The organism is Pseudomonas muyukensis (assembly GCF_019139535.1).
Classification (GTDB): domain Bacteria; phylum Pseudomonadota; class Gammaproteobacteria; order Pseudomonadales; family Pseudomonadaceae; genus Aquipseudomonas; species Aquipseudomonas muyukensis.
In genome coordinates, this window is the sequence record NZ_CP077073.1 from 2,574,020 (window position 1) to 2,592,982 (window position 18,963).

The 18,963-nt window shown below is 64.1% G+C and carries 16 protein-coding genes; all 16 read right to left on the minus strand.

Translation table 11 applies throughout. The annotated features are described in order from the left end of the window. Nucleotides 1–85: 85 nt before the first annotated feature. The 16 genes from nuoN to KSS95_RS11630 all read right to left on the minus strand — a co-directional run bounded on the left by nuoN (nucleotide 86) and on the right by KSS95_RS11630 (nucleotide 18,933). Entirely contained in the window at nucleotides 86–1,555 is a 1,470-nt protein-coding gene (gene nuoN / locus KSS95_RS11555; protein WP_217853768.1) for an NADH-quinone oxidoreductase subunit NuoN, read from the minus strand. Between the two features lie 7 nt (nucleotides 1,556–1,562). After that, nucleotides 1,563–3,095 (minus strand): NADH-quinone oxidoreductase subunit M, encoded by a 1,533-nt coding sequence (gene nuoM, locus KSS95_RS11560; RefSeq protein WP_217853769.1) that lies wholly within the window; start codon nucleotides 3,093–3,095, stop codon nucleotides 1,563–1,565. A 40-nt stretch (nucleotides 3,096–3,135) separates the two neighbouring features. After that, the gene (nuoL, locus tag KSS95_RS11565; RefSeq protein ID WP_217853770.1) at nucleotides 3,136–4,989 is read right to left on the minus strand and encodes an NADH-quinone oxidoreductase subunit L; all 1,854 of its coding nucleotides are present in this window, start codon (nucleotides 4,987–4,989) and stop codon (nucleotides 3,136–3,138) included. Further along, nucleotides 4,986–5,294 carry an NADH-quinone oxidoreductase subunit NuoK gene (gene nuoK / locus KSS95_RS11570; RefSeq protein ID WP_023631349.1) on the minus strand — a complete coding sequence of 103 codons (309 nt, stop codon included), beginning with the start codon at nucleotides 5,292–5,294 and terminating at the stop codon, nucleotides 4,986–4,988. The genes nuoL and nuoK overlap by 4 nt, the downstream gene beginning before the upstream one ends. Before the next feature lie 3 nt (nucleotides 5,295–5,297). Next, nucleotides 5,298–5,798, minus strand: coding sequence for an NADH-quinone oxidoreductase subunit J (gene nuoJ, locus KSS95_RS11575; protein WP_217853771.1), 501 nt, complete (start codon nucleotides 5,796–5,798; stop codon nucleotides 5,298–5,300). A 10-nt stretch (nucleotides 5,799–5,808) separates the two neighbouring features. Next, on the minus strand, nucleotides 5,809–6,357 hold the full coding sequence (gene nuoI / locus KSS95_RS11580; RefSeq protein WP_016488223.1) for an NADH-quinone oxidoreductase subunit NuoI: 549 nt from the start codon (nucleotides 6,355–6,357) through the stop codon (nucleotides 5,809–5,811). Between the two features lie 11 nt (nucleotides 6,358–6,368). Beyond that, entirely contained in the window at nucleotides 6,369–7,376 is a 1,008-nt protein-coding gene (nuoH, locus tag KSS95_RS11585; protein ID WP_217853772.1) for an NADH-quinone oxidoreductase subunit NuoH, read from the minus strand. Beyond that, nucleotides 7,373–10,087, minus strand: a complete 2,715-nt coding sequence (gene nuoG, locus KSS95_RS11590; RefSeq protein WP_217853773.1) for an NADH-quinone oxidoreductase subunit NuoG — start codon at nucleotides 10,085–10,087, stop codon at nucleotides 7,373–7,375. The genes nuoH and nuoG overlap by 4 nt, the downstream gene beginning before the upstream one ends. A gap of 132 nt (nucleotides 10,088–10,219) precedes the next feature. After that, complete coding sequence (gene nuoF, locus KSS95_RS11595; protein ID WP_217853774.1) at nucleotides 10,220–11,581, minus strand: NADH-quinone oxidoreductase subunit NuoF; 1,362 nt, start codon at nucleotides 11,579–11,581, stop codon at nucleotides 10,220–10,222. After that, complete coding sequence (nuoE, locus tag KSS95_RS11600; RefSeq protein WP_012313767.1) at nucleotides 11,578–12,075, minus strand: NADH-quinone oxidoreductase subunit NuoE; 498 nt, start codon at nucleotides 12,073–12,075, stop codon at nucleotides 11,578–11,580. The genes nuoF and nuoE overlap by 4 nt, the downstream gene beginning before the upstream one ends. 2 nt (nucleotides 12,076–12,077) lie before the next feature. Next, a complete protein-coding gene (nuoC, locus tag KSS95_RS11605; RefSeq protein ID WP_217853775.1) occupies nucleotides 12,078–13,859 on the minus strand; it encodes an NADH-quinone oxidoreductase subunit C/D in 1,782 nt (593 codons plus the stop codon). Between the two features lie 79 nt (nucleotides 13,860–13,938). After that, complete coding sequence (locus tag KSS95_RS11610; protein WP_008096180.1) at nucleotides 13,939–14,616, minus strand: NuoB/complex I 20 kDa subunit family protein; 678 nt, start codon at nucleotides 14,614–14,616, stop codon at nucleotides 13,939–13,941. Between the two features lie 9 nt (nucleotides 14,617–14,625). Then, on the minus strand, nucleotides 14,626–15,039 hold the full coding sequence (locus KSS95_RS11615; RefSeq protein WP_217853776.1) for an NADH-quinone oxidoreductase subunit A: 414 nt from the start codon (nucleotides 15,037–15,039) through the stop codon (nucleotides 14,626–14,628). Nucleotides 15,040–15,420: 381 nt separating this feature from the next. Then, on the minus strand, nucleotides 15,421–16,083 hold the full coding sequence (locus tag KSS95_RS11620; RefSeq protein WP_217853777.1) for a lysoplasmalogenase: 663 nt from the start codon (nucleotides 16,081–16,083) through the stop codon (nucleotides 15,421–15,423). A gap of 265 nt (nucleotides 16,084–16,348) precedes the next feature. After that, a complete protein-coding gene (gene aceA / locus KSS95_RS11625; protein ID WP_217853778.1) occupies nucleotides 16,349–17,674 on the minus strand; it encodes an isocitrate lyase in 1,326 nt (441 codons plus the stop codon). A 494-nt stretch (nucleotides 17,675–18,168) separates the two neighbouring features. After that, the gene (locus tag KSS95_RS11630; protein WP_225935575.1) at nucleotides 18,169–18,933 is read right to left on the minus strand and encodes a secretin GspD/PilQ domain-containing protein; all 765 of its coding nucleotides are present in this window, start codon (nucleotides 18,931–18,933) and stop codon (nucleotides 18,169–18,171) included. Nucleotides 18,934–18,963 lie beyond the last annotated feature (30 nt).

Here is an 18,963-nt window from a genome sequence, read left to right on the forward strand (position 1 = left end):
AACCCAGCAGGCGCCGGCTTGCCGGCGAACCGCGCAAAAAAGAACACCCCGCCGAGGCGGGGTGTCTTTCACACCGTCGAACCGATCAACCGATCAGTTGCAGGCCGGCCTGCTGCACCATTTCCAGCAGCGGCTGCGGGTACACACCCAGTACGAAGGCGAGAATCGCGATGGCCAGCAGCATCACGCCACCGGTGCGCTGTTCCCACTTCAGCGGGGCGTCGTGGCGACGCAGGTTCGGCTCGACCAGGTACAGGGTGACCATGACGCGCAGGTAGTAGTACACGCCGATGGCGCTGCCGATCACCAGGGCGCCGACCAGCCACCACAGGTGCGACTCGACCCCGGTGGCGATGATGTAGAACTTGCCGATGAAGCCGGCGGTCAGCGGAATGCCCGCCAGCGACAGCATCATCACGGTCAGCACCGCGGTCAGGTAGGGACGGCGCCAGAACAGGCCGCGGTACTCGTACAGGGCGTCGGCGTCACGGCCGGCGTACGGTGAGGACATCAGGGTGATCACGCCGAAGGCGCCGAGGCTGGTGATCACGTAGGTGACCAGGTACACGCCCATGGCTTCCAGGGCCAGGCCCTTGCTGGCAACCAGGGCGATGACCAGGTAGCCGAAGTGGGCGATGGACGAGTAACCGAGCAGACGCTTGAGGTTGCTCTGGGTCAGCGCCAGCAGGTTGCCGATGATGATCGAGGCGACCGCGATCACTGCCAGCACGGTGCTCAGCACGCCGCTGCTGGCGGCAGGGGAGAGCATGAACAGGCGTACCACCACGGCGAACACCGCGACCTTGCTGGCGGTGGCCAGGAACGCCGCGACCGGCGCCGGGGCGCCTTCGTACACGTCCGGGGTCCACAGGTGGAACGGCACCAGCGACAGCTTGAAGGCCAGGCCCACCAGCATCATGCCCAGGCCCAGCTGGGCCAGCAGGCTTGGCATGTTGGTGGCGGCCAGGGCCTTGCCGATCTGGTCGAAGGTCAGGCTGCCGGCATCGGCGTACAGCAGGGCCATGCCGAACAGCAGGAAGGCGGAACCGGCGGCCGACAGCACCATGTACTTGATGCCGGCTTCCAGCGAGCGCTTGTTGAAGAACGCATACGCCACCAGGCCGTAGACCGGCACCGACAGCAGCTCCAGGCCGATGAACAGGCCGGCCAGGTGGTTGGCGCTGACCAGCACCAGGCCACCCAGTGCGGACATCAGCAGCAGCAGGTAGAGCTCTTCACGGTTGCCCGGGTAGCCCTTGGAGCCCTCGCCCAGGTAGGCGTGGGCGAGGGTGACGCAGGCCAGCGTCGCCACCAGGATGATCGCCATGTACAGGCAGGCGAACTTGTCGATGGTGACCAGCGAGGTCACCGCCAGCGGCGCGACCTTCAGCGCCGGGAGGATCGACAGCAGGGCCAGGTTCAGGCCCACGGTCGACAGCAGGAAGGTCTGCGAGTGGTTGCGCTTCCAGGCGATCGCCAGCATCACCACCACCGTGGTGAGGGTGGTGATCAGCATCGGCGCCAATGCGATGAAGTGTTGAGTGGTGAATTCCATAGCGCTCTTACCGGGCCGAAGCGAGTTGAGTGAATGCGGAACCGAGCCACTGCTGCACACCGCTCATGGTGGCGGCAGAAGTGTCGAGGAACGGCTGCGGATACACGCCCAGCAGGATCAGCAGGCCGGCCAGGCCCAGCACCATGATCAGCTCGCGGCTGTCCATGCCGGCCAGCACGATGTCGGCCTTGGCCGGACCGAAGTAGGCGCGGTGGATCATGATCAGCGAGTACACCGAACCGAACACCAGGCCGGTGGTGGCGATCACGGTGATCCATGGTACATGGACGAAGCTGCCGATCAGGATCAGGAACTCGCCGACGAAGTTGCCGGTGCCCGGCAAGCCGAGCGAAGCGGCGGCGAAGAACAGGCTGATGGCCGGAAGATACGCGATGCGGTGCCACAGGCCGCCCATCTGGCGCATGTCACGGGTGTGCAGGCGCTCGTACAGCTGGCCGGACAGGATGAACAGCGCGGCGGCCGACAGGCCGTGGGCCAGCATCTGGATCACCGCGCCTTGCAGGGCCTGCTGGCTGCCGGAGTAGATACCGATCAGCACGAAGCCCATGTGCGAAACGCTGGAGAAGGCGATCAGGCGCTTGATGTCGGTTTGCGCGAAGGCCAGGAAGGCACCGTAGAAGATACCGATCAGGCCCAGGGTCATGGCGATCGGCGCGAACTCGGCCGAGGCGTTCGGGAACAGCGGCAGGGCGAAGCGCAGCAGGCCGTAGGCCGCGGTCTTCAGCAGGATACCGGCCAGGTCCACGGAACCTGCGGTCGGTGCCTGGGCGTGGGCGTCAGGCAGCCAGGAGTGGAACGGCACCACCGGCAGCTTCACCGCGAAGGCGATGAAGAAGCCCAGCATCAGGATGTACTCGACGCCGGCCGGCAGTTCGGCCTTGAGCAGGTCGCTGTAGTTGAAGGTGATCACCCCGGTGCTGTTGTAGTTGACCAGCACCAGGCCAAGGATCGCCACCAGCATGATCAGGCCGCTGGCCTGGGTGAAGATGAAGAACTTGGTGGCCGCGTAGATCCGCGTCTTCTTGCCATCGGCCGAGCTGTGACCCCAGAGCGCGATGAGGAAGTACATCGGCACCAGCATCATTTCCCAGAAGAAGAAGAACAGGAACAGGTCCAGGGCCAGGAACACACCGACCACGCCGCCGAGGATCCACATCAGGTTGAGGTGGAAGAAGCCGACGTGGCGCTGGATCTCTTTCCACGAGCACAGCACCGACAGCACGCCGAGCAGGCCGGTGAGCAGGATCATCAGCAGCGACAGGCCGTCCAGGGCCAGGTGGATGCTGATGCCGAAGCGCTTGATCCACTCGACCTTGTATTCGAGGGCCCAGGCAGGTTCGGCGCCCGGGGTCGGGGCCAGGGTGTAGTTACCGGTCGCCCACAGCCACAGGCCGATGCCAAGCAGCAGGGACATGGTCAGCAGCGCGATCCAGCGCGGCAGGGTGGCGCCGAAGCGCTCACCCAGCCAGCACAGGAAGCCGCCGATGAAGGGGATCAGGATCAGCCAAGGCAAAATCATGACGGGTTGGTTTCCTTTGGCAAAGTCGCAAGATTCATAGTCATACCGCGGCCACTACCACGGCACCGAGTACCAGTACGGCACCGACGGCGATAGAGGCGGTGTACCAGCGCAGCTGGCCGGTCTCGGTCTTGCTCATGGCGACGTGACCGCCGCGAGCCAGGCGAGGAATGAGGCCGATGCTGCGGTCAACCGGATCCTTGCGCAGGATGTGGCTGATCAGCAGGTAAGGTTTGACGAAGAGCTTGTCGTAGATCCAGTCGAAGCCCCAGGCGGCGAACCACCAGGCCGACAGGACGCGACCGATACCGCTGTTGGCGATCGCGCTGACCAGGCGACGCTTGCCCAGGAACAGCAGGGCCGACAGCAGGATACCGGCGATGGCGATGGCGCCCGAGGCGATTTCCAGCGAGTGCTTGGCTTCGCCACCGGCGTGGCCGGCGCTTTCAGGCAGCACGCCGGCCAGTGGCGGGTGGATCCAGGCGCCGACGAAGGTCGACAGCACGATCAGCACACCCAGTGGCAGCCAGTGGCTGATGCCGTGGCCGGCGTGGGCTTCGGTCTTGGCTTCGCCGTGGAAGGCGATGAAGATCAGGCGGAAGGTGTACAGCGAGGTCATGAACGCACCGACCAGGCCGGCGTACAGCAGGCCGCTGTTGCCGCTGGCGAAGGCTTCCCAGAGGATCTCGTCCTTGGAGTAGAAGCCCACGGTCAGGATCGGCAATGCCGCCAGGGCCGCGCCACCGACCACGAAGCTGGCGTAGGCCAGCGGCAGTTTCTTCCACAGGCCGCCCATCTTGAAGATGTTCTGCTCGTGGTGGCAGGCAACGATCACCGCACCGGAGGCAAGGAACAGCAGGGCCTTGAAGAAGGCGTGGGTCATCAGGTGGAAGATCGCCGCGTCCCAGGCGCCGACGCCCAGGGCCAGGAACATGTAGCCGATCTGGCTCATGGTCGAGTAGGCGAGGATACGCTTGATGTCGGTCTGCACCAGCGCGGCGAAGCCGGCCAGGACCAAGGTCACGCCACCGACCACACCCACCAGGTGGAGGATGTCCGGGGCCAGCAGGAACAGGCCGTTGGTACGGGCGATCAGGTACACGCCCGCGGTGACCATGGTCGCCGCGTGGATCAGCGCCGAAACCGGGGTCGGGCCGGCCATCGCGTCGGCCAGCCAGGTCTGCAGCGGCAGCTGGGCCGATTTACCGACCGCGCCACCCAGCAGCATCAGGGTCGCCAGGACCATCCAGGTATCACCGGCTTGGAACTTCTGCGGTGCCAGCACCAGCAGTTCCTGGACATTCAGCGTGCCCAGCTGGGCGAACAGGATGAACAGGCCGATGGCCATGAACACGTCGCCGATACGGGTGACGATGAACGCCTTGAGCGCCGCGTTACCGTTGTTGCGGTTGCTGTAGTAGAAACCGATCAACAGGTACGAGCACAGGCCCACGCCTTCCCAGCCGAAGTAGATGAACAGCAGGTTATCGCCGAGGATCAGGAACAGCATGCTGGCGATGAACAGGTTGGTGTACGAGAAGAAGCGCGAGTAACCGGCTTCGCCACGCATGTACCAGGAGGCGAACAGGTGGATCAGGAAGCCCACGCCGGTGACCACGCCGAGCATGGTGACCGACAGGCCGTCCAGGTACAGGGTGAAGTTCGGCGCGAAGCCGTCCACCGACATCCACTGCCACAGCAGCTGGCTGTACGCGCCGCCTTCAGGCGGGGCGACGTTGAACTGCCAGATCACGTAGGCGGCGGTGGCCGCCGAGAGGCCCACCGAGCCGACGCCGATCAGCGCGGACAGGTTCTCCGAGAACCGCCCGCGGGAGAACGACAGCAGCAGGAAGCCGATCAGGGGAAAGACGAAAGTCAGGAAGAGAAGGTTCATCCGCGCATCTCACTGGCAGCATCGATGTCGAGAGTGTGGAAGCGGCGATACAACTGCAGCAGGATCGCCAGGCCAATGCTGGCCTCGGCGGCTGCCAGGCTGATCACCAGAATGAACATCACCTGGCCGTCGGGCTGGACCCAACGGGCACCGGCGACGATGAACGCCAGGGCTGCGGCGTTCATCATGACTTCCAGGCTCATGAGCACGAAGAGGATGTTGCGGCGGACCATCAGCCCGACCAGACCTAAGCAGAACAGGATGCCGGCGACCGCCAGACCATGCTCGAGAGGGATAGCACCCATGATTTACTCCTTCGCCTCGTTGCGGCCCAGGTGGAAGGCGGTGACGGCTGCCGCGAGCAGCAGCATCGAGGCCAGTTCGACCACCAGCAGGTAAGGGCCGAACAGGCTGATGCCGACCTCTTTGGCGCTGACGGTGGTACCGCTGATGGCAGCGCCCGTCGGGGTGACGAACAGTACGTACAACAGCTCGAGCAGCAGCAGGGCGGCGAGCACGACCGGCCCGGCCCAGATGCCTGGCTTGAGCCAGCCGCGCTCCTGGGCGACCGAGGCCGGCCCGAGGTTGAGCATCATCACCACGAAGACGAACAGCACCATGATGGCGCCGGCATAGGCGATCACTTCCAGGGCGCCGGCGAACGGCGCACCGAGGGAGAAGAAGATCATCGCCACGGAGATCAGCGAAATGATCAGGTAGAGCAGGGCGTGCACGGGGTTGGTGCCGGTCACCACGCGCAGCGTGGAGACAACGGCGACACCGGATGCGAAGTAGAAAGCGAATTCCATCTTTCTGTCCTTATGGGAGCAAGCTCTTCACGTTGATCGGCTCGGCTTCGTTCTGCGCAGCGCCTTTCGGCTTGCCAGCGATCGCCATGCCCGCAACACGGTAGAAGTTGTAGTCAGGGTTCTTGCCGGGGCCGGAGATCAGCAGATCTTCTTTCTCGTACACCAGGTCCTGACGCTTGAACTCGGCCATTTCGAAATCCGGAGTCAGCTGGATCGCGGTGGTCGGGCACGCCTCTTCGCACAGGCCGCAGAAGATGCAGCGCGAGAAGTTGATGCGGAAGAACTCAGGGTACCAACGACCGTCCTCGGTCTCGGCCTTCTGCAACGAGATGCAGCCGACCGGGCAGGCCACCGCGCAGAGGTTGCACGCCACGCAGCGCTCCTCGCCGTCGGGGTCGCGGGTGAGGACGATGCGGCCGCGATAGCGCGGCGGCAGGTACACGGGTTCTTCGGGGTACTGCAGGGTGTCGCGCTTGCGGAACCCGTGGGAGAACACCATGGCCAGGCTGCGCAGCTGTGTGCCGGTGCCCTTAACGATGTCGCCGATATACTTGAACATGGGTCAAATCCTCACTGGGCCGCGACGGCTGGCGTGTTGTAGAGCACGATCGCAGCGGTCACCAGCAAATTGATCAGGGTCAGCGGCAGGCAGAACTTCCAGCTGAAGTCCATCACCTGGTCATAGCGTGGGCGCGGGATCGAGGCGCGCAGCAGGATGAACAGCATGATGAAGAACGCGGTCTTCAGGGCGAACCACAGGAACGGCACCTGCGGCAGGATGCCGAACGGGCCGTGCCAGCCGCCGAAGAACAAGGTGACCAGCAGCGCCGAGATCAGGACGATGCCGATGTACTCGCCAACGAAGAACATGCCCCATTTCATGCCGGCATATTCGATGTGGTAGCCGTCGGCCAGTTCCTGTTCCGCTTCCGGCTGGTCGAACGGGTGACGGTGGGTCACGGCGACGCCAGCGATGAAGAAGGTGCAGAAGCCGAAGAACTGCGGAATGATGAACCACAGGTTGTTGGCCTGGTATTCAACGATGTCGCGCATGTTGAACGAGCCCACCTGCACCACCACGCCCATCAGCGCCAGGCCCAGGAACACCTCGTACGACACGGTCTGCGCCGAAGCACGCAAGCTGCCCAGCAGGGCGTACTTGTTGTTCGACGACCAGCCGGCGAACAGCACGGCGTACACCGACAGACCGGCCATGGCGAAGAAGAACAGCAGGCCGATGTTCAGGTCGGCGACGCCCCAGCTCGGGCTGATCGGGATGATCGAGAAGGCGATCAGCAGCGCGCTCATGGCCACCACTGGCGCCAGGGTGAAGATCATCTTGTCGACGAAGGGCGGGTTCCAGTCTTCCTTGAAGAACATCTTCAGCATGTCGGCGGCGATCTGGAACATGCCGTACGGGCCAACGCGGTTCGGACCGTAGCGGTCCTGCCACCAGCCCAGCAGGCGCCGTTCGACGAAGCTGAGCAGGGCGCCGCAGACCACCACGGCCAGCAGCACCACGATGGCCTTGACGACCTGAATGATCACGTCGATCACTTCGGGGGTGAACCAGCTCATTGTGCTGCCTCCTGCAGGCCTTCGACGGCTGCACCGAAGATGGCGGGCGGAATGCCGGCCAGGCCTTTGGGCAACGCAACCAGGCCAGCGCCCAGTTCTTCATTGATACGCAGCGGCAGACGCAGGGCCACGCCAGCGACCTTCAGGCTCAGCAGCGCGCCGTCGTTGACGCCCAGGCGGTCGGCCTCGGACTTGGCCAGGGCCACGTAGGCGGCCGGGATGCGCTCCTGCACCGGGGCGGCGCGCGAGGAGTTCTCTTCGCTGCCGAACAGGTGGAAGAACGGTACCGCGGTCCAGGTGCCACGGGCCGGGTTGAACGCGCCCGGAATGGCGCTGAACCAGCTCAGGCGGTCGCCTTGCGACTCGATCAGGCGCACGCCCGGGTCGCCGGCGCGCAGGTGGCCACCGACTTCGTCCTGGAACTTGTTCCAGGCCTGCGGCGAGTTCCAGCCCGGCGACCAGGCGAACGGCACCTGCTGGCGCGGTTCGGCCGAGCCCGAGTAGCCTTCCATGGAGAAGGCGAACGCGGTGTCCTTGTCCTGCGGGGTACGTGGCTCGTGCACACTGATGTTGGCGCGCATGGCGGTACGGCCGGAGTAGCGCAGCGGCTCACGGGCCAGCTTCATGCCCTTGATGCGGAACGCGGCGCTTGGTGCTGCGTTGACGATGCCGGCCAGTTGCGGGGCGGCTTCGGCGCAGGCGCTGGTGACGTGGTCCAGCTGGGTCCAGTCCACCGGCTTGTTGAGCAGGGTGGCACGCAGGGCGTGCATCCAGCGCCAGCCTTCGTGGATCTGGATGCTGCTGTCCAGGTACTGCGGGTCGAACACCTGGAAGAAGCGCTGGGCGCGGCCTTCCTGGCTGACCAGGGTGCCGTCGCCTTCGGCGAACGAGGCGGCCGGCAGCACCAGGTGGGCGCGGTCGCTGGTCGCGGTCTTGGAGTGGTCGGCGACGATCACCACCTTGGCCGCGGCCAGGGCAGCGTCGACCTTGGCGGCCGGCACGCGGGCGTACAGGTCGTTTTCCAGCACGACGATGGCGTCGGCCTTGCCGCTGATGACGGCGTCCAGTGCGGCATCGACCGAATCGCCACCCATCATGGCCATGCCGAGGCTGTTGGCCTCAGGCACCACCAGGCTCAACGAGCCGTTCTTCTCGCGCAGCTTCAGGGCCTTGGCGATGTTGGCGGCGGCTTCGATCAGGGCCGGCTCGGCCAGCGAAGCACCGGCGACCACCAGTGGGCGGTTGGCGGCGACCAGGGCATCGGCGATGCGCTGGGCCAGGGCCTTGGCCTCGCTGTCCAGGCCTTCGACGGCCGGGGCGCTCGGGTCGATGGCGTGGGCCACGGCGAAACCGATGCGGGCCAGGTCCGCGGGGGCGGCGTGCACGCATTCCTCGGCGACGTCGTCCAGCTTGGTCTCGGCCAGCGAGGCGATGAACAGCGGGTACAGCGCGTGCTGGCCGATGTTCTTCACCGCGGCGTCCAGCCAAGGCTGTACGCGCATGGCGTCGGCCATGGCCTCGGCCTTGCCCTTGGTCGCCTGGCGCACTGCCAGGGCGACGCGGGCGGCGGTCTGGGTCAGGTCTTCGCCGAGCACGAACACCGCGTCGTGGTCTTCGATGTCGCGCAGGGTCGGTACCGGCAGCGGGCTGTTGTTCAGCACCTCCAGCACCAGGCGCACGCGGGCCAGCTCACCGGCTTCCATGCCCGAGTAGAAGTACTCGGCGCCGACCAGCTCGCGCAGGCCGTAGTTGCTCTCGAGGCTGGCGCGCGGCGAGCCGATGCCGACGATGGTGCGGCCGCGCAGCAGGTCGGCGGCCTTGTCCAGGGCGGCGTCCAGGCCCAGCTTGGTGCCGTCGGCCAGCAGCGGCTGGCGTGGGCGGTCGCTGCGGTTGACGTAGCCATAGCCGAAGCGGCCACGGTCGCACAGGAAGTACTGGTTGACCGAGCCGTTGAAGCGGTTCTCGATGCGGCGCAGTTCGCCGTAGCGCTCGCCGGGGCTGATGTTGCAGCCGCTGGAGCAACCATGGCAGATGCTCGGGGCGAACTGCATGTCCCACTTGCGGTTGTAGCGCTCGGAGTGGGTCTTGTCGGTGAACACACCGGTCGGGCAGACCTCGGTGAGGTTGCCGGAGAATTCGCTTTCCAGCACGCCGTCTTCAACGCGACCGAAGTACACGTTGTCGTGGGCGCCATACACGCCCAGGTCGGTGCCGCCGGCGTAGTCCTTGTAGTAGCGCACGCAACGGTAGCAGGCGATGCAGCGGTTCATCTCGTGGGCGATGAACGGGCCGAGGTCCTGGTTCTGGTGGGTACGCTTGGTGAAACGGTAGCGGCGCTCGTTGTGGCCGGTCATTACCGTCATGTCCTGCAGGTGGCAGTGACCGCCTTCCTCGCACACCGGGCAGTCGTGCGGGTGGTTGGTCATCAGCCATTCGACGACGCTGGCGCGAAACGCCTTGGACTCGTCATCGTCGATGGAGATCCAGGTGCCGTCGGAGGCAGGGGTCATGCAGGACATGACGATACGACCACGGGTGTCGTTCTCGTCGGTGTACTGCTTGACCGCGCACTGCCGGCAGGCGCCGACGCTACCGAGCGCCGGGTGCCAGCAGAAATAAGGGATGTCGAGGCCGAGCGACAGACAGGCCTGTAACAGGTTGTCCGCACCGTTGACTTCGAGCGCTTTGCCGTCTACGTGGATAGTGGCCATTGTTCAAAGTTCTTCGTTGGCCCGCGTGAGCGGGCGTGGCTAATGGAAATCGGTGAGCCTGCGGCACGCCACGCCTCATGCGGGCCGGCCGGCAGGCTGGCGGGTGGCACGGACCACCCGCGATCTATCTTGTTATGCGCCTACCACAATCGGTTTCGCCAGGTTCGGGCGCAGGGCGTCGGCGCTTTGCGGCGCGACACCGGCCTCGAACTCCGAGCGGAAGTACTTGATGGCACTGCCCAATGGCTCGACGGCACCGGGTGCGTGAGCACAGAAGGTGCGGCCTGGGCCGAGGAAGTTGACCAAGCCCAGCAGGGTCTCGATGTCTTCGGCACGGCCCTGGCCATTCTCCAGGGCGCGCAGCATCTTCACGCTCCATGGCAGGCCGTCGCGGCACGGAGTGCACCAGCCGCACGACTCGCGGGCGAAGAACTCTTCCATGTTGCGCAGCAAGGACACCATGTTGACGCTGTCGTCCACCGCCATCGCCAGGCCGGTACCCATGCGGGTGCCGACCTTGGCGATGCCACCGGCGTACATCTGCGCGTCGAGGTGCTCGGGCAGCAGGAAGCCGGTACCGGCACCGCCTGGCTGCCAGCACTTGAGCTTGAAGCCGTCGCGCATGCCACCGGCGTAGTCTTCGAACAGCTCGCGGGCAGTGACGCCGAACGGCAGTTCCCACAGGCCGGGGTTCTTCACCTTGCCGGAGAAGCCCATCAGCTTGGTGCCGTGGTCTTCGCTGCCTTCGCGGGCCAGCGACTTGTACCAGTCGTTGCCGTTGGCGACGATGGCCGGCACGTTGCACAGGGTCTCGACGTTGTTCACGCAGGTCGGCTTGCCCCACACGCCGACGGCGGCAGGGAAGGGCGGCTTGGAACGCGGGTTGGCGCGGCGGCCTTCGAGCGAGTTGATCAGCGCGGTTTCTTCACCGCAGATGTAGCGCCCGGCACCGGTGTGCACGAACAGCTCGAAGTCAAAGCCCGAACCGAGGATGTTCTTGCCCAAGAGGCCTGCGGCCTTGGCTTCGTCGATGGCGCGGTTGAGGTTCTTCGCCGCGGTGGTGTATTCGCCACGCAGGAAGATGTAGCCACGGTAGGCCTTCAGGGCGCGGGCGCTGATCAGCATGCCCTCGACCAGCAGATGGGGCTGTTGCTCCATCAGCATGCGGTCCTTCCAGGTGTTCGGTTCCATTTCGTCCGCGTTGCACAGCAGGTAGCGGATGTTCATGGATTCGTCTTTGGGCATCAGGCCCCACTTCACGCCAGTGGGGAAACCTGCGCCGCCACGGCCCTTGAGGCCGGAGTCCTTGACGCTTTGCACGATGTCGTCGGCGGACATGTCGGCCAGTGCCTTGCGCGCGGCGGCGTAGCCGTTTTTCGACTGGTACTCGGCCAGCCAGACCGGCTCGCCGTCGTCACGCAGGCGCCAGGTCAGCGGGTGGGTTTCGGCCGAGCGCGCAATGCGGTTGGCCGGGCCGAAGGAAGTGATGGTCATACGTAACCCTCCAGCAGCTTGGAGACGCCAGCGGGCTGCACGTCGCCAAAGGTGTCGTCGTCGATCATCAGCGCCGGGGCCTTGTCGCAGTTACCCAGGCAGCACACCGGCAGCAGGGTGAAGCGCCCGTCCGCGGTGGTCTGGCCCAGGCCGATGCCCAGCTCGCTCTGGATCTGGCTGACCACCGACTCATGGCCGCCGATGTAGCAGACCATGCTGTCGCACACGCGGATGATGTGGCGGCCAACCGGCTGGCGGAAGATCTGGCTGTAGAAGGTGGCCACGCCCTCGACGTCGCTGGCGGGGATGCCCAGCACTTCGCCGATGGCGTAGATGGCGCCGTCCGGCACCCAGCCGCGTTCCTTCTGGACGATCTTCAGGGCTTCGATGGACGCCGCGCGCGGGTCCTCGTAGTGGTGCATCTCGTGCTCGATGGCCGAGCGCTCGGTTTCGCTCAGGGCGAAACGGTCGGTTTGGATAAGCGTGCTGTTCATGCTTAGCGGTCCACGTCAGCCATAACGAAGTCGATACTGCCCAGGTACGCAATGAGGTCGGCGACCATGCTGCCTTTGATCACCGAAGGGATCTGCTGCAGGTGCGGGTAGCTCGGGGTACGGATCCGGGTGCGGTAGCTCATGGTGCCGCCATCGCTCGTCAGGTAGTAACTGTTGATGCCCTTGGTCGCCTCGATCATCTGGAACGACTCGTTGGCCGGCATGACCGGGCCCCACGAGACTTGCAGGAAGTGGGTGATCAGGGTCTCGATGTGCTGCAGGGTGCGCTCTTTCGGCGGCGGCGTGGTCAGCGGGTGATCCGCCTTGTACGGGCCTTCCGGCATGTTGCGCAGGCACTGGTCGATGATGCGGATACTCTGGCGCATCTCCTCGACGCGGACCATGCAGCGATCGTAGGCATCGCCGTTGTGGGCCAGCGGTACTTCGAACTCGAAGTTCTCGTAGCCGGAGTACGGGCGCGCTTTACGCAGGTCGAAGTCGCAACCGGTGGCGCGCAGGCCGGCACCGGTGGTGCCCCATTCCAGGGCTTCCTTGGTGTTGTACGCGGCGACGCCGATGGTACGGCCCTTGAGGATGCTGTTCTGCAGGGCCGCCTTGGTGTATTCGTCGAGGCGCTTGGGCAGCCATTCGACGAAGTCCTTGACCAGCTTGTCCCAGCCGCGCGGCAGGTCGTGGGCGACGCCACCGATGCGGTACCAGGCCGGGTGCAGGCGGAAACCGGTGATCGCCTCGATCACGGTGTAGGCGCGCTGGCGGTCGGTGAAGGTGAAGAACACCGGGGTCATGGCGCCGACGTCCTGGATGTAGGTACCCAGGAACAGCAGGTGGCTGGTGATGCGGAAGAATTCGGCCAGCATGATGCGAATCACGTCGACCTTCTGCGGCACCTGGATGCCGGCCAGCTTCTCCACCGCGAGCACGTAGGGCAGGTTGTTCATCACCCCGCCGAGGTAGTCGATACGGTCGGTGTAGGGGATGAAGCTGTGCCAGGACTGGCGCTCGGCCATCTTCTCGGCGCCACGATGGTGGTAGCCGATGTCCGGGACGCAGTCGACGATCTCTTCGCCGTCCAGCTGCAGGACGATACGGAAGGCACCGTGGGCCGAAGGGTGGTTGGGGCCAAGGTTGAGGAACATGTAGTCCTCGTTGGCGCCCTGGCGCTTCATGCCCCAGGCTTCCGGGTTGAAGCGCGCCGACTCCTCTTCAAGCTGCTGCTTGGCCAGGGTCAGGCTGTAGGGATCGAACTCGGTGGCGCGGGCAGGGTAGTCCTTGCGCAGCGGGTGACCTTCCCAGGTCGGCGGCATCATGATGCGGCTCAGGTGCGGGTGGCCGGCAAAGTCGATGCCGAACATGTCCCAGACTTCGCGCTCGTACCAGTTGGCGTTGGGCCAGATGCCGGTGACGGTGGGCAGGTTCAGGTCGCCTTCGCTGAGCGACACCTTGATCATCACGTCGCTGTTACGTTCGATCGACAGCAAGTGGTAGAACACGCTGAAGTCGGCGGCGGGCAGGCCGCGGCGCTGGGTGCGCAGGCGTTCGTCGACGCCGTGCAGGTCGTACAGCATGCTGTAGGGCTTGGCGACACCGCGCAGGAAACTGAGCACTTCTTTGAGCTGGGCGCGCTTGACCCACAGCACGGGCATGCCGGTGCGGGTTTCCTGGGCGACGAAAGCGTCGGCGCCGAATCGGTTGTGCAGTTCGACGACCACATCCTGGTCGTCAGCCTTGTAAGGCGGAATATAAATAGCGTTGTCCGCTGTCATGGTCTCGGTCGCTTTGGGTCAACGTTAAGAATGAAGCCAGGCCGCCGGCTCCTTCGGGAGCGGGCGGCAGGTCGCTGGATCAGACTTCGTCGGGGCTGCGCAGGTTGGTTACCGCGATACGCTGTTCGCGACGCAGGTCTTTCTGGGCGGGCATCTCGGCACGGTAGATGCCTTGATCACCGACAACCCATGAGAGCGGGCGTCGCTCCTGGCCGATCGATTCCTGCAGCAGCATCAGGCCTTGCAGGAAGGCTTCTGGGCGCGGCGGGCAGCCAGGCACGTACACGTCCACGGGGAGGAACTTGTCGACCCCCTGAACGACCGAGTAGATGTCGTACATGCCGCCGGAGTTGGCGCACGAACCCATGGAGATAACCCACTTCGGTTCGAGCATCTGCTCGTACAGGCGCTGGATGATCGGCGCCATCTTCACGAAGCAGGTACCGGCGATGACCATGAAGTCGGCCTGGCGCGGCGAGGCCCGGATGACTTCGGCGCCGAAGCGGGCGATGTCGTGGGGTGCCGTGAAGGCCGTGGTCATTTCCACGTAGCAGCAGGACAGGCCGAAGTTGTACGGCCAGAGGGAGTTCTTGCGACCCCAGTTGACCGCGCCACGCAGCACATCCTCGAGTTTCCCCATGTAGATGTTCTTGTGGACCTGGTCCTCTAGCAGTTGATCGGTGACGGTTTCCCGTTCACCGACCGGGTACTGCTCGTTGGGTGCATCCGGATCGATTCTGGTGAGATTGTATTGCATGCCAAAGCCTCATTGTTTCAGCTTCGCTTGCCGCTTGCGGCGACCTTCGGGAGCCCAATCGAGCGCCCCGACGCGCCATAGGTAGACAAGACCAGCCAACAGAATTGCAATGAAAATGAGTGCTTCGACGAATCCGGTCCAGCCGCTTTCGCGGACGGACACAGACCATGCATACAGGAAGAGGGCTTCGATATCGAAGATCACGAACAGCATCGCGACCAGATAGAATTTGGCGGAGAGGCGCAGGCGAGCGCTGCCTACGGGCAGCATGCCGGATTCGAAGGGTTCGTTCTTGGCGCGACCCCAGGCCTTGCTACCGAGCAGGCTGGACAGGCCGAGCATGAAGGCACACAGGCCGACGACACCCAGGAGGAAGATGGCAAAGCCCCAGTTGTGGGCGATGAGACCTACCGAATCGGACATGCTTGAAATCCTTATACAGAGACCCAGCTCTGCAGTCTGTAAAAAGTAGAGCGGCGACGTGGTGTCGCAGACGCAGTGACCAAATGTCGCAGCTGAATCAATCGCGCTGATTTTATGGGTAAACCCTGAGCAAGTAAAATTTCCGTTGCAAATTTATTCGTAGGTTTAAGAACAAAAATCTTTCGTAACTGGCTGAAAGCCTTGAGTTTCGGGCATTGCGTGCGGTTTTGTTAATTATGTTTCTTGCATGGCGTAACGACTGGCTAATTGTGTAATGATAATTAATATCATTTAACTTGAGCTGCATTGTTTTAGCCTTTCTGAGCCTTGCAAAGTTCGTCGGCCAATCGCGCCCCCTTGCCAATGGGAAAAACCCTCGTTCTAGCAGTTTGCGCTGCCCGGCGCACCGCTCTGGATCAATACTTTATCGTTTGAGCTACGGGTCACGGACGCGGCAATCAGCCACTGGCCAAGCCAGTAGGCGAGGATGATCAGGTACTCGGCGGCGGCGAACGGGCTGACGAAGCGGTCGATGCCGATCAGGCTGTCGGAGAATACGAAGGCGCACGCGCCCAGCGCCGCGAGCCCGCCACAGGCCAGGGCGCGCCAGAGCATGGCGCCGATGGCCAGGGCATAGAGGGCCACCGGTATCAGCAATGGGCCCAGGCCATGGCTGGCGAGCAGGCCGAACAGCGCGCCGCCGACCAATACGGCGAAGGCCAGGGCGGGGTAGGCCGGGCGCCGGGTGAGGCGGCAGTAGCCACGCAGGTAGGCCAGGTGGGCGCAGAGAAAGGCCGCGAGACCGAAGACGAACAGGTCCTTGGGGATGGCCAGCAGGATGTCGCCGAGTACCGAGAAAGCCAGGCCGAGCATGATCCAGCGGCGGTAGGGCGTATTGCGGGAGGTGCTCAGCCAGGCAATCAGGGCGAGCACCGGAATGGGTTTGAGCAGCAGGCCGAGCAGGGCGTTGTCGCTGGCCAGAGCATATAGATAGAAGGCCGCGGCTGCGACGGCGAGGGTGAGCAGGTGGCCAGGGCGGGGCATGGGCAGTCCTTGCTATGGGGTAGCCACAAGCTTAGACCTGATCCTGGTTTTTGCCGGTAATACGATCCCTGTAGGAGCGGCCTTGTGTCGCGAAAGGGCTGCGCAGCAGGCCCAGGATCTCAGCCTGAATGCCAAGATCGCCGGGGCCGCTTTGCGGCCCTTTCGCGACACGAGGCCGCTCCTACAGGAGGCAGCGTTTGGCCTGGAAATGAACAAGGCCCGGGATCCTCGCGGATCCCGGGCCTTGTTCAACAGCTCACCACACTCAGTGGAACTGCTCTTCCTCGGTCGAACCGGTCAGAGCAGTCACCGACGAGGCGCCACCCTGGATCACGGTGGTCATGTCGTCGAAGTAGCCAGTGCCCACTTCCTGCTGGTGCGCCACGAAGGTGTAGCCTTTGCTGGCGTCGGCGAACTCCTGCTCCTGCAGCTTGACGTAGGCGGTCATGTCGTTGCGGGCGTAGTCGTGCGCCAGGTTGAACATGCCGTGCCACATGTTGTGGATACCGGCCAGGGTGATGAACTGGTGCTTGTAGCCCATGGCCGACAGCTCGCGCTGGAACTTGGCGATGGTGGCGTCGTCCAGGTTCTTCTTCCAGTTGAAGGACGGCGAGCAGTTGTACGAGAGGATCTGGTCCGGGTACTCCTTCTTGATCGCCTCGGCGAAGCGACGGGCTTCGTCCAGGTCCGGCTTGGCGGTTTCGCACCAGATCAGGTCGGCGTACGGGGCGTAGGCCAGGCCGCGGGAGATGGCCTGGTCGAGGCCGGCGCGTACCTTGTAGAAGCCTTCACGGGTACGCTCGCCAATCACGAACGGCTGGTCGTACGGGTCGCAGTCGCTGGTCAGCAGGTCGGCGGCGTTGGCATCGGTACGGGCCAGGATGATGGTCGGTACGCCGGCAACGTCGGCGGCCAGGCGTGCGGCCACCAGCTTCTGTACGGCTTCCTGGGTCGGTACCAGTACCTTGCCACCCATGTGGCCGCATTTTTTCACCGAGGCCAGCTGGTCTTCGAAGTGCACGCCGGCGGCGCCTGCTTCGATCATGTTCTTCATCAGCTCGTAGGCGTTGAGCACGCCGCCGAAACCGGCTTCGGCGTCAGCCACGATCGGCGCGAAGTAGTCGATGTAGCCTTCGTCGCCTGGGTTCTTGCCGGCTTTCCACTGGATCTGGTCGGCGCGACGGAACGAGTTGTTGATGCGCTTGACCACGGTCGGCACCGAGTCGACCGGGTACAGCGACTGGTCGGGGTACATCGATTCGGCCGAGTTGTTGTCGGCGGCAACCTGCCAGCCGGACAGGTAGATGGCCTGGATGCCGGCCTTGACCTGTTGCACTGCCTGGCCGCCGGTCAGGGCGCCCATGCAGTTGACGAAATCTTTTTCTGGGCGGAAGGACGGGTGGGCACCTTGGGTGACCAGCTTCCACAGTTTCTCTGCGCCCTGGCGAGCCAGGGTATGCTCCGGTTGCAGCGAGCCACGCAGGCGAACGACATCGGCGGCGGTGTAGGTACGGGTCACGCCTTTCCAGCGCGGGTTTTCGGCCCAGTCTTTCTCGAGGGCTGCAATTTGCTGTTCGCGTGTCAGTGCCATGGAAATAAACCTCGTCGCATCGATCTTGAGTGTAATTGTGCTGATGCTCGGATACGCGGGTCAGAGGGCCTGGCGGCTGTCCTGTCCGGAGGGGCTGCGGCGGCGAACGCAGAAGTGCGAGGGGGAAGGGGAGGCAGGCCAGGCGAAGGTGTGCCCTGCAGGTTGGCTCGTGGTTGCCGTGCTGCGGTGCGACGCGATTGCCAGAACTGCGGTGATGCGCTTCCGTCCCTCGGGACAACTTCTTCGTTGCAGTCGCAATCCCGTCGAACCGCCTTGTGGGCCGTATGGACACGAGGCGCCTCCACGGTGGGAGGAGCGCGCCTCGAAGACCCTTGCCAGGGCCTCTGATTAGCGGGAGCGAGGCCATCATGCCCTTGCCAAAAAGAGCCTGTCAAATGTTTTGTAGTGCTTTTTTTGAGTTACTACATCTTTGGTCTAATGCGACTTGGCGGTCAGTTTCAAGGCCCTTGGTCGAGGGCTTGATTTGCCTGGGCTCAGTCGACCAGGTCGACTTTTACCCGCAAAGTCATGTTTTCCCCGCGCTGGGTGCTGTAGCTGAGGCTTGACGCACTGCGTTCGGCTTGGCTCTGCTGGTTGTACCCGGCCAGGGTGATCCACTCGCCGAGCTTGCCGGTGACGGTCGTGTCGGTGCTTTGCACCTTCACTACATCGGGACGTTCCTGGCTCATTCGGTCGTTATTGGTGCTTATTTGCAACCGAACCGTGTCGCCGCTCAGGCGCGGGGTGACGTAGAAACCCTGGGTGACATTGCGGTATTCGGTGTTGCTCTGCAGGCGCCCGTAGCCATCGGTGGCGGTGCTGGTGACCGGGATGCTCTGGCCCACCTGAATAAGCGCGGGCTGGCCTTCGCTGGCCTGTACCTGTTGCAGGCCGCCTTCGCGGTTGGCGGTGCCATAGCGGATGACCCGCGCGTTGCCGCGGTTGTCCTGGAAGTTGCTGTCGTTGTTGTCGACGCTGATCAGCAGGCGCTTGGGCGCGGTGTCCAGTTGTTGCAGCAGGGCGCGCAGGTCGTCGATGCGCTGCTGCGCTGCGTTGACGATCAGCTTGTCCTCGAAGGTGCTGACCGTACCGTCCTTGCCAAGAAACGACTGGGCGGCAGGCAGCAGTTCGGCGCTGCTGCGGTGCTGCAGCGGGATGACCTCGGTGGCGGCCTGGGCGGTCAGGCTGGCGGCCAGCAGCAAGGAGGCGATGAGGGGGCGTAGCGGCATGTCCATGATCTCCGCGGGTGGAGTGAACATGATGGCAAATTTGTCGGCATCTTGCCGGGT

Excerpts from the sequence above, each read along its gene's own strand:
- nuoN (WP_217853768.1), bottom strand. The coding sequence starts at position 1,555 with ATGGAATTCACCACTCAACACTTCATCGCATTGGCGCCGATGCTGATC.
- nuoM (WP_217853769.1), bottom strand. The coding sequence starts at position 3,095 with ATGATTTTGCCTTGGCTGATCCTGATCCCCTTCATCGGCGGCTTCCTG.
- nuoL (WP_217853770.1), bottom strand. The coding sequence starts at position 4,989 with ATGAACCTTCTCTTCCTGACTTTCGTCTTTCCCCTGATCGGCTTCCTG.
- nuoK (WP_023631349.1), bottom strand. The coding sequence starts at position 5,294 with ATGGGTGCTATCCCTCTCGAGCATGGTCTGGCGGTCGCCGGCATCCTG.
- nuoJ (WP_217853771.1), bottom strand. The coding sequence starts at position 5,798 with ATGGAATTCGCTTTCTACTTCGCATCCGGTGTCGCCGTTGTCTCCACG.
- nuoI (WP_016488223.1), bottom strand. The coding sequence starts at position 6,357 with ATGTTCAAGTATATCGGCGACATCGTTAAGGGCACCGGCACACAGCTG.
- nuoH (WP_217853772.1), bottom strand. The coding sequence starts at position 7,376 with ATGAGCTGGTTCACCCCCGAAGTGATCGACGTGATCATTCAGGTCGTC.
- nuoG (WP_217853773.1), bottom strand. The coding sequence starts at position 10,087 with ATGGCCACTATCCACGTAGACGGCAAAGCGCTCGAAGTCAACGGTGCG.
- nuoF (WP_217853774.1), bottom strand. The coding sequence starts at position 11,581 with ATGACCATCACTTCCTTCGGCCCGGCCAACCGCATTGCGCGCTCGGCC.
- nuoE (WP_012313767.1), bottom strand. The coding sequence starts at position 12,075 with ATGAACAGCACGCTTATCCAAACCGACCGTTTCGCCCTGAGCGAAACC.
- nuoC (WP_217853775.1), bottom strand. The coding sequence starts at position 13,859 with ATGACAGCGGACAACGCTATTTATATTCCGCCTTACAAGGCTGACGAC.
- KSS95_RS11610 (WP_008096180.1), bottom strand. The coding sequence starts at position 14,616 with ATGCAATACAATCTCACCAGAATCGATCCGGATGCACCCAACGAGCAG.
- KSS95_RS11615 (WP_217853776.1), bottom strand. The coding sequence starts at position 15,039 with ATGTCCGATTCGGTAGGTCTCATCGCCCACAACTGGGGCTTTGCCATC.
- KSS95_RS11620 (WP_217853777.1), bottom strand. The coding sequence starts at position 16,083 with ATGCCCCGCCCTGGCCACCTGCTCACCCTCGCCGTCGCAGCCGCGGCC.
- aceA (WP_217853778.1), bottom strand. The coding sequence starts at position 17,674 with ATGGCACTGACACGCGAACAGCAAATTGCAGCCCTCGAGAAAGACTGG.
- KSS95_RS11630 (WP_225935575.1), bottom strand. The coding sequence starts at position 18,933 with ATGTTCACTCCACCCGCGGAGATCATGGACATGCCGCTACGCCCCCTC.